We start from the raw sequence: 16,752 nt of genomic DNA on the forward strand, positions 1-16,752 counted from the left end.
ACGTCTGGCACTAAGAGTGCGGGCCGCGCGCTGCGCGCGCACCTGACCCGTGGGATCGCCCTTCCTGTGACGGTCTCGGGGAGGGGCTGTCGTGGTGATGACGATCCGGGTCATGTCGTCCGGCAAGGGGTACGAGTACCTGTTGAAATCGGTCGTTGTCGGTGACGGCGACCGGGAGATGAGCAGTTCGCTGACCCGGTATTACACCGAGTCTGGGAACCCGCCCGGAACGTGGGTCGGCACTGGCCTGATAAGCCTCGACGACGGACGCATACCAGCTTTGGCCGAGGGCGACACGGTGACCGAGGAGCATCTGGCCCGGTTGCTCGGTGACGGCATCCACCCGGTCACCGGAGAAAAGCTCGGCAAGAGGTTCCCCTCGCTGCAACCCCCACGCGAGCGGATTGCGGCCCGCGTTGCACGAATCGACCCCGACTTGCTAGGTGAGACGCGGGCAGAGGCGGTGCAGCGCATCCGTGAGGAAGAGGTTGCGAAGAAGCCGCGCACTGCCGTTGCAGGGTTCGACTTGACCTTCTCACCGCCCAAGTCGGTCAGCGCGATCTGGGGCGTCGCTGATGCGGGCACGCAAGCGCTGATTGCGCGGGCGCATCACGCCGCGATGCGCGACACGATCGCGTTGCTGGAAGAGCGGGTCGCCGCCACCCGCGTCGGCGCGGGCGGTATCGCGCAGATGCCGATCGCGGGCGTGATCGCCACGGCGTTCGACCACTACGACTCCCGAGCCTCCGACCCGCAACTACATACGCACGTCGTGGTGTCGAACAAGGTGCAGGGTGAGGACGGGCGCTGGCGCACGCTCGACTCGCGGCGCCTGCACAAGGCGGCTGTCGCGCTTTCGGAATCGTACAACGCCTTTGTCTCCGACCACACTGCGCGGCTGCTCGGCGTGACGTGGGTGCCCGTCGACCGGGGCAAAGACCGTAATACCGGGTGGGAGATTGAGGGTGTACCGGCCGCGTTGATCGCGGAGTTCTCGCGTCGCACGACCGGAGGCAGCGACGGCGCGGAGGGCATCGAGCAGGTCAAGAACCGGCTGATCGAGCAGTACGTCACCGAGCATGGGCGGCAACCCTCGGCGGCAACGATTGCGAAGCTCCGCCAGCAGGCGACCTTGGAGTCCAGGCCCGAGAAAGAACTGCACTCGCTGGCCGACCTCACTGCCGACTGGCGTGCGCGAGCCGAGGTAGTACTCGGTGAGGACGCACCGACTTGGGCGCAACACCTGCTCGACCGGGGTGCGCCCGAAGCCCGGCTACGCGCGGACGATCTCGGGCTGGAGCAGATGGAGGATCTCGCCTCCGTGGTGCTGATGGAGGTGGCGAACCGGCGTGCAACCTGGGGACGATGGAACCTGCACGCTGAGGCGATGCGGCAGATCATGGGCGTCCGGTTCGCAACCACCGACGACCGAATCCGCGTGCTCGATCAGATCGTCGCGCACGCCGAAGCCGAATCGCTCCGGCTCACCCCGGACTACGACCGCGCCGTGCCCGCCCACTACATCGAGGGCGAGGGCAACCGGTTCCAGCCGGTCGATCAGATCGTCTACTCCAGCCAAGACATCCTCGACGCCGAGCAGCGCCTACTCGCGCACAGCCAATGCACCGGCGGGCCAGCACTGACGGCACGGCTCGTCGCGCGCCACACCTCACGCAAGATCAGAGGCGTACGGCTCGACCCCGACCAGGCCGTCGCAATCACCCGCATCGCACGTTCCGGGCTGACCCTCGATCTACTCGTCGGCCCCGCCGGTTCCGGCAAGACCACCGCGCTCCGCGCGCTCCATCGCGCATGGACAGCCGCGCACGGGCGTGACTCGGTGGTCGGTCTCGCACCGTCGGCGGCCGCCGCAGAAGTGCTCGGCGACTCGCTCGGCGTCCGGGCGGAGAACACCGCGAAGTTCCTCTACGAACATCACCACGGACGCTGGAACCTCCAAGCCGGGCAGCTCGTGCTCGTGGACGAGTCCTCCCTCGCCGGAACCCTCGCACTCGATCGGATCACCGAGCACGCCGCCGAAGTCGGAGCCAAGGTCGTACTCATCGGCGATTGGGCGCAACTCTCGGCGGTCGAGACGGGCGGGGCGTTCGGGATGATCGTCCGCCACCGCGATCAGATTCCCGAACTCACCGATGTGCGCCGCTTCGCCAACGAGTGGGAGAAGACCGCCAGCCTCGGCCTGCGACACGGACGCACGGACGCGCTCGACGAGTACCAGGAGCGCGGCAGGCTGCTCGACGGTGACGCCGATGCAATGCTCGATGCGATCTACGAGGCGTGGCGCAGCGACCGCGACGAGGGCCTGCGCACGCTGATGATCGCGGGCACCGGCGAGATGGTCGCCCAACTCAACGAACGCGCCCGCGCCGATCTGATCGAAGCTGGGCAGGTTGAGGCAGACGGCCTGCGTCTGCACGACGGCACCACTGCAGGTGTCGGCGATCTCGTCGTTACTCGGCTCAACGACCGCCGCCTGTCCACCGGTAGGACGTGGGTCAAGAACGGCGACCGTTGGCAAGTCACCCGCCGCTACGACGACGGCTCGCTCGCCGTGTACCGGTTGGGGCGCGGCGACCAGCCTCGCGGCAAAGCTCTCGTGTTGCCTGCGAAGTACGTACGTGAGGAACTCGAACTCGGCTACGCCTCCACGGTTCACCGCGCCCAAGGAGCCAGCGTCGATACCGCGCACGCGCTCGTTGACCCCGAAACCTCGTCGCGGGAGTTGTTCTACGTGGCGATGACGCGCGGCAAGCACCGCAACCACGCCTACGTGATCGTGCCCGACCCGCACGAGGTAGAGCCACATATCGACCAGCCCGAGCCGCTGACCCTGACAGACCGGCTGGCCAAGGTGCTCGCTCGATCCGACGCCGAACTCTCCGCCACCGAAACCCTGACGCTCGAGGTAGACCGTCACGCTTCGCTGTCCACGCTGCTGGCCGAGTACGACGTGCTCGCCCGCGAAACACAGACCGAGCGATGGGCCGCGCTCCTCGATGTCGCACCGTTCCCCGAGAACGTGTCCGACGACGTGTTCACCAGTCCCTACTACGAACGCCTCGAAACAGCCCTCGCACGTCACGAAGCCGCCGGACATTTTTCAGCAGCCGCCCTCGCTGCCCTCGCGCCCCGGCTCACGCCAGGTGAAGACCAAGCAGATCCCGCCGCGCAGCTCGCCAACATGCTCGACCAAGCCACCCAGCAACTCCCGCCCGGCAAACGAACCAGGGCGCGGGTAGCCGGACTCATCCCGACGCCTGCCGAGCCGATCGCAGACGACATGCGAGCCGCGCTCGCTGAGAGGCAGGCACTCATCGAGACCGCTGCACGCGGAATCGTACGCGACGCGCAAGCAGCGGGAGCCACATGGGTGACGAGGCTCGGGCAGTCGAGGTCACGACCCGAGGCGCTAGAGCGGTGGGAGGCACACGCCGCCACCGTCGCGCTGTACCGATACCGCTACGAAATCACCGGCCCGTCACCGCTGGGCGTTACCAAGGCCATCACGACCGCCGACGAAGGAGCCGAATACCGTGCGGCCACGGCCGCTCTCCGCCGCGCCCAGGCAATCGCCCAGCACATCGATGCTGGGCCGTACAGGCGCTCGCCACGAATCGATCACGGGCACCGTCTGTGAACGACTCAGGCGAACGGGCGCGAAGAAGCATGAGGGAGCGCGTCCGCATCACCGCCAACGAACTGGTCGTCTACGCCGGTCAACACAGCATCCTGTGCGTCATCGGCACCACTCGGGTGCTCGCCGTAGCTCAAAGCGGCGTCCAGATCCTGCCCGGCGGGATGCCGACAGTCGCAGGCGGCATCCGCCACCGTCTGATAATCGAACTGGGCGAAGTCTGTTGGGCCCTGCCCCGAGCCAAATGTAGCCGTGACAGCCGACTCGTGCGCGGGGCGCGGTCGTGTCGTCGCCCGTTTGAGGCAACCTTTCGAGATACTAGTGAGTGACATGAATCTTTGACACCAGGCGAGTTCGCGCAGCCGAGCCATCGCCAGAGAGCGAGGCAGACGATGGCGGCGGCATCTCCGCAGATCCGGCTCTGGGGCTACCCAAGCACGTTGGGGCTCGTCGGGTTCGATGCCCTGTTGGAGCTGATCCTCGACAACCTGGATTGGGGCCGGGCGACACGTATCCGCTTCGCCGAGCAGCATTTGGATGCCGTACCGATCGGGGCGGTCAGCTACAACCACACGACCGCCAAACACAGGCTGCCGATCGGCGGAACCGGAGGTGAAGACTGATGGTTGGCGCAAATAAAGACCAGGCGAATCCGCCTCTGATCAAGATCGTCTACTTCGATGAGGAGTCGGCCTCGGACATGCTGGATATCGTGGCAGGGGGCAAAGAGACTTCTTCGAAGGAGTTGACCAAGGAACGGGCAGCTGAGGTGGAGGCGGAGGCACGTGCGAAAGCCGCCGCAAAGTTCAACTGGCTGCCCTTCTTCGGTGGATCTGCCGAGGCTGGTGCTGCTGCGAGTGCGTCGGCGGTCGGACGCAGCATCCTCAACAAGACGCTCTCGAACACCATCCTGACCGACTACCTCAGCAAGCTTGGTGAGCTGAAGGGCATCGAACGGCTTGAAGGCCTGACGGTTACTGCTCGTAGCGACTCAGCGGCATACATGAAGATGTACACGCCGTACTTGGCGATGCTCAAGATCGATGAGCTACCTGTCAATCTTGCTGAACTGGATAGCGCGCTGACGTCGGCGAAGGGGTATTACGAGTTACTCGCGCAGAGTGCGGACGGCACGAAGCTAATCTTGCGTTTCAACATTCAGGCGTTCCGAAACAATTATGGACTGGTTGATCTCGGCCGCATGCGTCTTGTATTTCACGGCATCCGTGTCGGCAAGGCCTCGGAGTCCAGCCTGACTATGCAGGCGGAGATGGCTCCCGGTGCCGAGCCCGCACCGGTGACGGGTTTGGACGTCGTCGACGGCGCCTCAAAGGAGCCAAGCACGCTTCTGGACGTCTACGACGTCATCCTTGCGGGAGTCGAGTATGGGGAGTGACACGAAGGTCAGGGTCTACTACGGCCCTCTTTCATGGTTCGAGAAGCAACTCGGCAAGGGGTCTCGACGGTACTTGCTCGACGCCGTCAACGAACGCGACGAAGCCAGACGCCGCATCCGGCACACCGTCGATGGGCAAGAGAGCACCGAGGAGGAGGCGCCCGCGCCGCGGCCAGACCGCCTGATCGCGATGTCCGGTGACTACGCGAGTGTCCATGAGCACGCCATCACGAACTTCGTTGGTCTCGTGCGAGAGATCAACCCAAAGCACCTGCTCCTACACAACCCACCCGAGCTCATCCATACGCAGCTGGACAGAGTGTTCAAGACGAAGGTTGAGTCCTTCGCCTATCCAGTCGTCACGCGCGACACCCTGGTTAAGTTCCGCGATGGCTTCGCAGATCATCTCGTTGGACAGCGAGCAGTCCGAGAACGGATGCTGGCCGCCCTCTACCCCCTCACTACGGATCGGCGCAGCAAGCCAGTTGTCCTGATGTTCTACGGCCCGTCCGGCGTCGGCAAGACAGAGACTGCCCAGTTCATCAATGGGCTTCTTGGTGGCAAGCTGCTTCGTAAGCAGTTCTCGATGTTCCATAGTGACAAATTCGCCTCCTATGTCTTTGGCGGCACACACTCCGAAAGCTCATTTGCGCGGGATCTGCTCGACCGCTCCTCGGGCGTGATCCTGATCGACGAGTTCGACAAGGCAAACTCCGTTTTCCACAGCGCCTTCTACGAGGTTTTTGACCAAGGCTTCTTCGAAGATAAGAACTACCGGGTGCAGCTTGGTCCGGCGTTGATCATCTGTACATCGAACTACGGCTCAGAAGACGAGATCCGCCAAGCGCTAGGGGACGCTCTCTACTCGCGCTTCGATGCGTTGATCCCGTTCGAGCCTCTGTCTCCCGACGAAATCAGGCAGGTTACCGATCGGCTGGTAGATGGTCGGTTCGAAGCTCTTTCGACCGATGAGCGGGCGGCCCTCGACAGCGACGAGATCAAGTCTTTGCTCTACGCTCATGCCAGCGGCACCGGCAACGTCCGCAAGCTCGGAAAGCTGGTCGACGAGGTGATCTCGCTGCTGCTGGTCCGTGCGGTGCTAGATGAAGCGACTGATCCCACCGAGCTTACGTCCCCCGAAAGCGAGGAGACTGCGGTATGAGAGTCAGACAGCTCGAGATCGAGAACTTCCGCGGCATCACAGAGGGACGCATAGTCTTCCAGCAGCACACCCTGCTCGTCGGCGGAAACAACATCGGAAAGTCCACGGTATGCGAGGCACTCGAGCTGGTCTTGGGACCGGAGCGCCTCTACCGTCGTCCGGTCATCGATGAGCATGACTTCTCCCACGGCGCCTACCTTGGCGACGAGGGCGACCCACGCGAGATTCGCGTTCGCGCCGTGCTCACCGACCTCTCGGAGGAGCAGTTGCGCCGGTTTTTCCAGCACGTCCGGCGCTGGAATGACGAGAAGCTCTCGTTCATTGACGAGGAACCGGACAGTCTCCAATCCGCTGATGACGATGGAACTGTCTGGGCGCTCCCTGTCATCTTTGTAGGACGCTATGACCGCGAAGAAGACGACTTCATCGGAGACACGTTCTTCGACCACCCGTTACCCGAGCTTGATGAGCTCGACGAAGACGAGCGCGCATCACTGGGATCGGGCCGTGCGCGGTTCAGTCGTGCGCACAAACGACTCTGCGGCTTCATCTTTCTGCGAGCGCTGCGCACCGGATCTCGCGCTCTCAGCCTGCAACGCGGTTCGCTACTCGACACGATACTTCGGCTCGGCGGCGAGGGCGCAGCGGAGATGTGGCAGGACGCACTTGGCGCGCTGCAAGACCTCGATCCGGCAATCGGAGAGATCGAACAGCTCAAGGTGATACGCGAAGACATCCGCACACGTCTCGGCAAGTTCGTCAACCTTGCTCCAGGCGAGGACTCCGCGGCGTTCTTCGCCTCAGACCTGACACGCGAGCACCTACGCGAGGTTGTCCGGCTTTTCGTCGCGACGCAACCGAGCAACCATTCGGTGCCGTTCGCCAAACAGGGCACCGGCTCGATCAATCTGCTGGTGTTCGCGCTGCTGACGATAATCGCGGACCTGAAGCAAGACCACTCGGTCATCTTCGTGATGGAGGAGCCGGAGATCGCGCTTCCTCCCCACACCCAACGGCGCGTGACGAAGTACGTAGTACAGCAGATGGGACAGTCGATCGTCACCTCCCATTCGCCCTATGTCATCGAGCAGTTCGACCCAGAGAACGTGGTGATCCTCTCGCGTGACGGGGATACCTTCTCCGGTGCGCCGATCGACACTACAAGCGTGAAGCCGAAGACGTACCGCACGCAGCGCCGCCAGTTTGCTGAGGCGATCCTGAGCCGCGCCGTCCTCGTTCTTGAGGGGCAAACGGAGATGGTGGCCGTGCACTCCGTCTCATCGGCGCTCGAGCAGTTCCGGGGCGATTACTCGCACGTTGATCTCACTGGCGTCACTCTCTTCAACGCGGGAAACGACCGCGAGGTGCCGCGGTACGCTCCGATCTTCAAGGCTCTCGGCAAGCGGGTCTATGGCATGCGTGACAAGCTGAACGCCCCCGATGCAGCGGACGCAGCGGAGAACGCCAGTTCGTTCGACGAGTTCTGGGAGTCACCGGAGACGGGCATCGAGCAGATCCTCGTGAAGCAGGTTTCGACGCGTGTGTTACGGAGCTTCCTCGACGAAGTCGTGCAGCGCGACGACTATCCGACGAGCCATCCGTACGTGGCCGAGAACGTTGCTGACGACGATCTGGCCGTATTGGCAATGAAGGTATTGAAGGCCCGCAAAGGCGACGCGTTCGGCTTCGGGTACACCGGGACACTCATCGAGCAGTGTCAGACCGAGGATGAACTGCCCGCCTTCATCCGCGACGCGCTTCTCACTATCAACGAACAGCTCCAGGACGAGCCTGAACTAATTCTTGACGACGCTCAACCAGCGACCGGCTCCGCAGAGCCCGAAGAGTAGGCGCCATGGAGGTGCAGCTGTCCGAGACCGCCCAGGGAGCCCTGGATCGCGACTGCCCCGTGTTGGTGCTCGGTGGCCCCGGCTCTGGCAAGACCACGCTGTCGCTCCTGAAAGCGCAAGCTATGCTCCCCATTCTGCAGCCCGGCCAGGAAATCCTCTTCCTCAGCTTCTCCCGGGCGGCCGTCCGGCAGGTCGAGATCCGCTGTCGCGACATCTTGCGCTCGGACGAGCGTCGGCAGATCGTCGTGCGCACCTACCATGCCTTCGCGATGGACATCCTATGTGCGCATGGTCGTCTGCTCACCGGACGCATTCCGCGCATCGTCTATCCCGGCGATGAAAACCTCGCCAAGGCCGCCTTCGACGGTGACTGGGGCACTGAAGTCGAACGTATCGCACGCGATGAAGGCCGTTACGTGTTCGGGCAGTTCGCCGCAGCCGCTGCCCAACTTGTCGCTGGCAGCTCATCAATTGCGGCCCTACTCGCCAACAAGTACCCCGTGATCATCCTGGACGAGTTCCAAGACACCGACGACGCACAATGGGCACTGGTCAAGGCGCTGTCCGCACGGTCGAAGACCGTGTTCATGGCCGACCCGGATCAGAGGATCTTCGACTATGACGCGCGCGTGGACCCGGAGCGCATCAACCATTTGCGTGACTACCTCGAACCCGCGGAATTCGACCTCAGCGGCGAGAACCACCGAAGCCCTGACGCCGGTATCCTGCAGTACGCCAACGCAGTGCTGACGAACCGGCCTCTCCCGGACACCGAGGACGTGATCACGCGCGCCTACTGGGGGAACGCATTCGATAGCACTGTCCACGCCGGCGTCATCTGGATGCTCAGTTCGCTCCGCAAGGCGGGCATCGCCCATCCGTCCGTCGTCGTACTTGCACGAACGAACGCGCTAGTCGGGAAGATATCGACGATCCTCGGGCAAGAACACAGCTTCAACGGCCAGACGCTCAGACCCGTCGAGCACGACGTGTTGTGGGACGCGGACCTCACCGCAGCGGCCGCCTTGGTAGTGGCCTCAATTCTGGAGTGGCAGAGTCACCCCAAGGACGCTGCACTCGGCCAGACCTTCGATCGCATCGCTGGCTATTTCGATGCGAAGAATGCTGCCAGCGCGAGCAACGCCGCCCGGCAGACCAGCGAGCGGTACCGGAACGCCGCTGACCGAGCGCGTAAGGGTGAGGCGCAGCGGTTGAAGAGCGCTAAGACCCTCACCGCCTCGTATGACAGCGGTTTAGCGTTTCAGGGCGACCCGGCACAGGACTGGCTACACGCGCGTGATCTGCTTGGCGCCGGGAACGACTTATCGGATCTCTTGGCGAACGCCAAGTTCGTCCGACTCTTCCGCGCAACTGATGAGATCGGAAGCCGCCTTGCCTCGGCGTGGGATCTCCGCGGTAGCTACGGCCGCGCCGTCGACCTCGTACGCCGCGCGCTCGAGGTCGGCAGACTCCAGGCCGACCAGCGCGACCCGCGCGGCTGCGTTCTCATGACCATCCACAAGGCCAAGGGCAAGGAGTTCGATGGCGTCCTGCTCGTCGAGGGGCAGTACCAGGGCAACTTCTTTCGGGACACGGACACCGAAGTGCAGCGAGCCGCAGCGCGACGTCTGCTGCGCGTCGGCATCACCCGCGCACGACACCAGGTGGCCATCATTCGGCCACAGGGCGCTCCGGCACTTGTGACCCCAGCGGGCGCGTCGGTGTTGGCATGACTTGCGGGAAGACGAGACACCCAGACGCAGAATCAACATCGACGCGACCGCGAAGATCGCGGCCGCGTTCGGACGGTCACACACTGAAGACGCTCTGACTAGCCGAGACGACGTCCACGCTGGATAGGCCCGCAAGCCGGACTTGTCAACGTCTTTGAGTAGCTGAGGGGGGTGGCGCAGGTTGCATAGCGCAGATGGCACCCCGCTGCGCAGGGACACGCGGCAAGTCGATCAGACTCGGCGACCTGACTTGGACCACCTGGGGCTTTTTTGTCGTGTTTGGTTTGTGTTTGTGCTGGTCGTGGCTGGTTTGGTTGGTGGTTTGGGGACACTAAGGGGTGTTGTTTTATGATGGGGTATGCCCCCTAAACTGCGTAAAGTTCCTACCGCGTCGGGAGCGACCGCGGTGCAGATCGTGGTCAAGGAATCTGGGCGGGTGCGGGTGTTGGAGCATCTGGGGTCTGCTCACAGCCCCGGTGAACTGGCGGCACTAATGCAGGTAGGTCGGGAGCGGTTGCATCCGGGTCAAGCGGAACTGGATTTAGGGTTAGACCCCACAGTGCGTGGTGGGGCGGTTGTGCAGTCTCAGTCATCACGCTTGTTGGTTGAGGTTATCCGAACTGCTTGGGATGCTCTGGGGTTTGATGTAATCGCAGATGAGGGGTTCTTTCAACTGGTCCTGGCCCGTTTGGTGGAGCCAACTTCAATGGTTGATAGTCGCCGCGTGTTGGAAGAACTGGGGGTCACCCCAGTGCATTACTCAACCTTCAAACGAGCCTTGACGCGGGCTGGGAAGCGTGATTACCGGGGCCAAATCGCTACAGCCTGCTTTGAGCACTCCGCAGTTACGAGTGGCCTGTCCTTGCTGCTTTACGACGTGACCACCTTGTATTTTGAGGCTGAGAAGGAGGATGACTACCGCAAGGTCGGGTTCTCCAAAGAACGCCGGGTTGATCCCCAAATCGTGGTGGGCTTACTGGTGGATCGGGCGGGTTTCCCTTTAGAGATTCACTGTTTTGCTGGTAACAAACCCGAAACCCAAACCATCCTTCCAGTCGTGAAGGCCTTCGCTGACCGTAATAACGTGGTTGACATGGTGGTGGTAGCAGACGCAGGAATGCTGTCAGCCACCAATCTGGATGCCATCGAGGAAGCCGGGTTGCGGTTCATTGTGGGATCGCGGATGACTAAAGCACCCCAGGACCTGGCGGGCCACTTCCACTGGCACGGCAGTGACGCTACCGATGGTCAAATCGTTGACACCACCACCCTCAAACGGGGCAAGCCTCGCGCTGACCCTGAGGGCAGTGTTCCTCTCACCCAGCCAGTGTGGGACCCAAACAATGCGGCCCACGCCAGGTCGTGGCGCACAGTGTGGCAACACCGCCACAAACGCGCAGTAAGGGACCGTCACACTCTCCAGAAGCAGCGTGAACGAGCCGAAACGATTATCAGCGGTGAAAGGCCCGGTAAAGCGGCCAGGTTTGTGAAAACCAGTGGCACCAAACGTGTTTTTGACCAAGCCACTTTTGAGCGGGCCCTCCTGCTTGCCGGGTGGAAAGGCTACATCACTAACATCCCTAAAACCGTGATGGACGCCCAAGAGATCGTGGGGTCTTACCACGAGTTGTGGCATGTGGAGCAGTCGTTCCGCATGAGTAAAACCGACCTGCAGGCTCGCCCTATCTTCCACCGTGAGCGAGATGCTGTTGAAGCCCATTTGACCGTGGTCTTCACTGCCCTAGCCATCAACCGCTACCTCTACGCAGCAACCGGGACCACCTTGAAAAAACTGGTACAAACCCTACGGCCCCTACGAGACGTCACCATTCAGATCAGCGGCCAACAAATCACCGCCACCCCCAAAATCAGTACCCAAACACAAAAACTACTCAACAACCTCGGAAACAGGAAGGGACACTAAAGAGGTCCAAGTCAGGTCACACACTGAAGACGCTCTGACTAGCCGAGACGACGTCCACGCTGGATAGGCCCGCAAGCCGGACTTGTCAACGTCTTTGAGTAGCTGAGGGGGGTGGCGCAGGTTGCATAGCGCAGATGGCACCCCGCTGCGCAGGGACACGCGGCAAGTCGATCAGACTCGGCGACTGTGACTGTCGGCCAGTCGAGCGTCCTACGGTGTGGAGGACTTGTCAGCGACGCCCGTGCGGACGGTAACGACAGCACCGAGTGTGTAGAGATGCATCGTCGAGCCGGACCTAACCGGTAGAGTTTGTTACTGAGCCACGAGATTTCAGAGCCGATGCTCTGGGGCCACCCATCGAGGCTAGGACAGCTGAGCGTCGAAGCCGCCGATCGAGAAGGTGCGACTCACCAGCGCAACGGATCGGAGGACGCTGCATGAGGCTTATCTCTGCACGAGTCCGCGGTGCCGGTCGACTCCTTGACACCACGATCAAGCTAGACCAGAAGCTCGTCGCGATCGTTGGTCCAAATGAGGCAGGTAAGACGACACTCCTCAAGGCACTTGCCTATGTGGATGCCTCCGACGCTCTCGCTCCGGCACAGCGGTCGCGCGCATCGACGGGTATCGCCGACTCCACTCCGGTCGTCAGCTTGCGCTACCGCGTCAGCGACGAGGACCGTAAGGAGCTGGAGGACCTTGAACTTGAGGACACTCCAATCGAGTTCTTCGTCAGCCGCCGTGCCGACGGTGATGGCCCCAACTTCACGGTCAAGCCCGCACCTCGTAAGTCCGAGGCGCCGCTGAAGCAACTGGCAGTCGACCTGGGTGAATCTCTCTCAGCGATCAGCGTCTTAGAACCGCTTCCTATCGAAACGGCCGAGGAAGACGAAGTGCCAGAGCCCCCGGATGGTTCGCCGTTGCTCGATGAACTTCGCCTGGTTCGACAAGATTTCGATACCTACCTCGCTGCCCCGGTCGGCGAGCGAGAACCGATCGATGCATTGCGCGAGCGCGCTGACAAAGACGTCGAGGCGCTGAGTGCATTCGCCGAAACCGATGTCCTGCAACGGATGCTTCTCTCACTCGGAGTGTGGGTTGATCGTGAGGACCCGACGGAGAGGACCAGGAAGGCACTCTGGAATCTCACCCCCGACGTAGTCATGTTCACTGAGGCCGATCGCACGCTGGCTTCTACCTACACCCTTGATGACGCCCTGCTTGGCGACGTGCCAACAGCCCTTGCGAACCTGGCGCGGTTGGCCGGCCTCGACCTGAATGCTCTAACCCAGGCCGTGCAGACCGGCCAGGTATCCCGACGAGACACAATCAAGAACAAGGCGAACATCGCACTCGCCAACTACTTCAAGAACGCATGGCAGCAGTCCGACCTAAAGGTCGAACTCAACGTGGAGAACAAGCTTCTCCGAATCGGCATCGTCGAAGATGGCGTACACGCATCAGTGTTCGACGAACGAAGCGCTGGGTTGCGGATGTCCGTCGCTTTGAACTCCTTCCTCGCTGCACGAAACAGCGGACGCGCGACGATCCTCCTGATCGATGAGGCTGAAACCCACCTTCATATCGACGCGCAGGCCGATCTCGTGCAGATGTTCGCCAAGCAGGACAAAGCCGACAAGATCATCTACACCACCCACTCGCCGGGCTGTCTACCCGCCGATCTTGGTGTCGGTATCCGTGCCGTCGTGCCCGACAGTGACGAGACGAGCCACGTAGAAAACAGCTTCTGGCGACAAGAGGGCGGCGGGTTCACCTCCCTGATGTTCGCGATGGGTGCCTCGGCCGCAGCATTTACACCAGCACGCTGCGCGGTCATCGCGGAAGGTGCCACCGACATGATCCTTCTCCCGACCTTGATGCGCGCCGCCATAGGACAAGACAGCCTGCCGTACCAGGTGGCACCCGGCCTCTCAGAGATGCCGAAGGACTCCTACCCGGAGCTCGACTTCCAGGCGGCTAGGGTCGCGTTCCTCGTCGACGGTGACGGCGCAGGGCAAAGGCTCGCCGAGACGATCGGTCGCGCCATACCTGATGACCGGGTCGTCACCCTCGACGTGCACGGCATTGAGAACACCCTGGACTCGGATCTCTACCTGCGCACGTTTACCGCGCTTCTCCGCGACGTCAACGCCGGAGTCACCATAGGTGAACTACCAAGCCTGCCCGATGCGACGGCAGCACCGTGGTCCACGACTCTGGAAGCCTGGGCTGCCAGCCAGGGATGGCGGGCACCGACGAAGCAGGAGATCGCGAACCACCTCATTGAACTCGACGAGGTGGCGCTCAGTCCGCAGGGAATCGTCGCCCTGAAACAGGCGCATGCTGCGCTGCTCACCGCTTTGAGGATCACATCATGACACTCGCGAATGATCTGGCAACCTGGGTGGCTGAACGCACCGACTGGCAGAAGGATGTCGTCGGGCGCTTTTGTCGGAACGAGAATCTGTCTGAAGACGCCGTCAACGAGATCGCCGATCACCTGATCGCAGGGACGTATCCTTCCGTCGCCGCCATCACCGCTGTCGATGTCCCTGGTACCTCCGAGAGTGGAGAGTCGGTACGGCTGTCAGCCGTTGCCGACGTGGAGGGCGTGAACGCGCTCATCACGGGCCAGCGGTTGACCTTCGCCAGCACGGGCCTGACGATCATCTACGGCGATAATGCCAGTGGGAAGTCCGGCTACGCCCGTCTCATTCGGCAGGCCGTTACTGCCCGAGTCAAGGGTGATCTTCTCGGTGATGTCTTCGCGAAGAGCTTGCACGATCAGAAGGCCGTCTTCGAGTACGTGGTTGGCTCTAAGGCTGCGACCTGGGCGCTCACAGAGGAGACCAGCCGCGATCTGTCATCGGTACGGTTCTATGATGAAGAGTGCGGCGACGCCTATGTCACCGCGGCCTCAGAGATCAGCTATCGTCCATCCGCGCTTACTCTGCTCGATCGGCTCTCGGCCGCGTGCGATCAGGTGCGGCAAGCTCTCTCGCAGCGCCTGAGTGACAATGCGGCCCTCCGTCCGGAACTTCCGCTCCTTGGGGAAGGCACGAAGGCAAAGCAGTTTCTTGATCAGCTCAGTGCTATCACCACGCGTGAGCAGATCGACGAGGCCACGGCGCTGTCCCCGCATCACGACTTATCGCTCTCTGCCAAACTGCGGGAACTCACGCGCTTGCAAGCAAGCGATCCCAATGCAGAGAAGACACGCCTCGCTCAGCTCGCGGCCCATTGGGCGACAGTCAAGAGTCATATCGATCAACTGGCTGAGGCCGTAACGAACCAGTCGTTCGACAATGTGGCCGCGCTCGCGAAGAGTGCAATTGACCTCCGAGAAGCGGCAAAGATCGCGTCAGCGAAGGACTTCGACGCAGAGCCATTGCCTGGTGTCGGGTCGGCGACGTGGCGAGCCCTGTGGGATGCGGCACGTCGGTATTCGACGACCGAGGCATATCACGAGCATGACTTTCCGGTCACTACCGATGACGCCGTGTGTGTTCTATGCCAGCAACCGCTGAGCCCGGATGGATCAGACCGATTGAGGCGATTCGATGCCTTCATAAAGGACACCACCTCGCGTGATGCGGATGCTGCCGAGCGTCGCGTCGTTCAGCGTCGTGATGAGATTGCTCGTCTCCAGTCCGCGCCGGCGGCTGTGACTACCGCGTTGAGCCAGCTGCAGGCTGGTGGCGAGGATGTCACAGCGAGTCAGACATGGATGACCGAAGCGGCAACGGTTGCCACTGAGATAGTTGCGTGGATTGACGGCACCAGAGAGGAGCGTCCGACAACCTCTGGAACGGCTCCGGGCACCGCCATCGGTGAGAGGCGACAAACGCTGATCACCGTCAGCGCGGATATCGATTCGACAAGCTTCAACGATTCTGTCCGAGTGCTGAAAGCCGAGGTTGCCGATCTCCAAGCGGCAGAGCAACTTGCGAAGGCCAAAGATAATCTCGTCAAAGAAGTGGTGCGGCTCCAGGCGAGAACCAAGATTGAAGAGGCTCGCCGACTTACTGACACTACTGGGATTACCCGCAAGGCAACGGCCCTAACCACGGCTTACGTGACGAGCATCGTTCGCGACCAGTTCACTCGCGAGACTGAGCAGCTCTACTTGCGCCGGGTCACACTCGATCCCACTAAAGGTAGGCGCGACGTCACGCTTGAGCACCGGCCCCGTCTACTCGGAGCCATCCTGGACGCCGATATCGACGACGTACTGAGCGAGGGCGAACAGACCGCTCTCGGGCTGGCCGGATTCCTCACCGAAGTCGAGTTTGACGAGTCGAAGTCAGCTGTTGTACTCGACGACCCTGTGTCGTCGCTCGACGCCGGCCGCCGTTCCCGCGTGGCCCGCCGCCTCGCCGAACTGGCGCAGTCCAGACAAGTCATTGTTTTCACGCACGAGGCAACTTTCGTGAACGCCCTCAACAAGGCGGCACGGGACCTTGGGGTCGACGTCGCTGAGCGCGCAATTCTACGACAGGGCGAGCGTCCAGGGCTTACTGCTGACAAGCATCCCTGGAGCGTCAAAGACATCCCGTCGCGGATCAACGACCTGGAGGCCGAGATTGCACGCCTCAAAAAAGAGCGAGGCCAGCTCGACTCTGACGAGTACACGCGGCGTGCTCAGGAGTGGGGCGGGCGGTTGTCTCAAGCATGGGAACGCGCCGTCAACCTCGACGTTGTGAACGAGCTGGTGGATCGCGGTACCAACGAGGTGCGGCCACGCATGTTCAAGATGCTCGTAGGAATCACCGAACAGGACGACAACGACTACCAATCTGGCTACGCCAAGGCATCCGAGTGGGCACCGCGTCACGATCAGGCTCCAGAGACCAACTTCATCGCGCCGGAGCCTGACGAACTCGAAGCGGAGTTGGTCCGGTTCAAAGAATGGGTCAGACGGATCAAGGGTTATAAGAAGTGAGACCTGGGCCATCTTTGTGTGCAGGTCGGTTACCTGGATCTTCGTGATCCCTTCGTGTACTCCCACACCGTCATCCGATGCACACGGAAC

The 16,752-nt window shown here is 62.1% G+C and carries 10 protein-coding genes; 9 read left to right on the forward strand and 1 reads right to left on the reverse strand.

The window, feature by feature from the left end; genetic code table 11:
- Positions 1-97 precede the first annotated feature (97 nt).
- Entirely contained in the window at positions 98-3,658 is a 3,561-nt protein-coding gene (mobF, locus tag IDL90_RS00650) for a MobF family relaxase (protein WP_262508973.1), read from the forward strand.
- 5 nt (positions 3,659-3,663) lie between these two features.
- On the opposite strand, the gene IDL90_RS00655 is transcribed toward mobF, so the two are convergent.
- On the reverse strand, positions 3,664-3,987 hold the full coding sequence (locus tag IDL90_RS00655; protein ID WP_187993986.1) for a hypothetical protein: 324 nt from the start codon (positions 3,985-3,987) through the stop codon (positions 3,664-3,666).
- Positions 3,988-4,047: 60 nt separating this feature from the next.
- On the opposite strand from IDL90_RS00655, the gene IDL90_RS00660 reads away from it, so the two are divergent.
- The 8 genes from IDL90_RS00660 to IDL90_RS00695 all read left to right on the forward strand — a co-directional run bounded on the left by IDL90_RS00660 (position 4,048) and on the right by IDL90_RS00695 (position 16,662).
- Positions 4,048-4,278 carry a hypothetical protein gene (locus IDL90_RS00660; protein ID WP_187993987.1) on the forward strand — a complete coding sequence of 77 codons (231 nt, stop codon included), beginning with the start codon at positions 4,048-4,050 and terminating at the stop codon, positions 4,276-4,278.
- Positions 4,278-5,051, forward strand: a complete 774-nt coding sequence (locus IDL90_RS00665; RefSeq protein WP_187993988.1) for a DUF6414 family protein — start codon at positions 4,278-4,280, stop codon at positions 5,049-5,051. The genes IDL90_RS00660 and IDL90_RS00665 overlap by 1 nt, the downstream gene beginning before the upstream one ends.
- Positions 5,041-6,213: an AAA family ATPase gene (locus tag IDL90_RS00670; RefSeq protein WP_187993989.1), complete on the forward strand. Its 1,173-nt coding sequence runs from the start codon at positions 5,041-5,043 to the stop codon at positions 6,211-6,213. The genes IDL90_RS00665 and IDL90_RS00670 overlap by 11 nt, the downstream gene beginning before the upstream one ends.
- On the forward strand, positions 6,210-8,063 hold the full coding sequence (locus IDL90_RS00675; RefSeq protein ID WP_187993990.1) for an ATP-dependent endonuclease: 1,854 nt from the start codon (positions 6,210-6,212) through the stop codon (positions 8,061-8,063). The genes IDL90_RS00670 and IDL90_RS00675 overlap by 4 nt, the downstream gene beginning before the upstream one ends.
- Before the next feature lie 5 nt (positions 8,064-8,068).
- Complete coding sequence (locus tag IDL90_RS00680; protein WP_187993991.1) at positions 8,069-9,796, forward strand: UvrD-helicase domain-containing protein; 1,728 nt, start codon at positions 8,069-8,071, stop codon at positions 9,794-9,796.
- 358 nt (positions 9,797-10,154) lie between these two features.
- Positions 10,155-11,720: an IS1634 family transposase gene (locus tag IDL90_RS00685; RefSeq protein WP_182141411.1), complete on the forward strand. Its 1,566-nt coding sequence runs from the start codon at positions 10,155-10,157 to the stop codon at positions 11,718-11,720.
- A 437-nt stretch (positions 11,721-12,157) separates the two neighbouring features.
- On the forward strand, positions 12,158-14,098 hold the full coding sequence (locus tag IDL90_RS00690; protein ID WP_187993992.1) for an AAA family ATPase: 1,941 nt from the start codon (positions 12,158-12,160) through the stop codon (positions 14,096-14,098).
- Positions 14,095-16,662, forward strand: coding sequence for an AAA family ATPase (locus IDL90_RS00695; protein ID WP_187993993.1), 2,568 nt, complete (start codon positions 14,095-14,097; stop codon positions 16,660-16,662). Before IDL90_RS00690 ends, IDL90_RS00695 begins: the two co-directional genes overlap by 4 nt.
- The last annotated feature ends 90 nt before the right edge of the window (positions 16,663-16,752 follow it).

This window comes from Schaalia sp. JY-X159, assembly GCF_014525425.1.
Taxonomy (GTDB): domain Bacteria; phylum Actinomycetota; class Actinomycetes; order Actinomycetales; family Actinomycetaceae; genus Scrofimicrobium.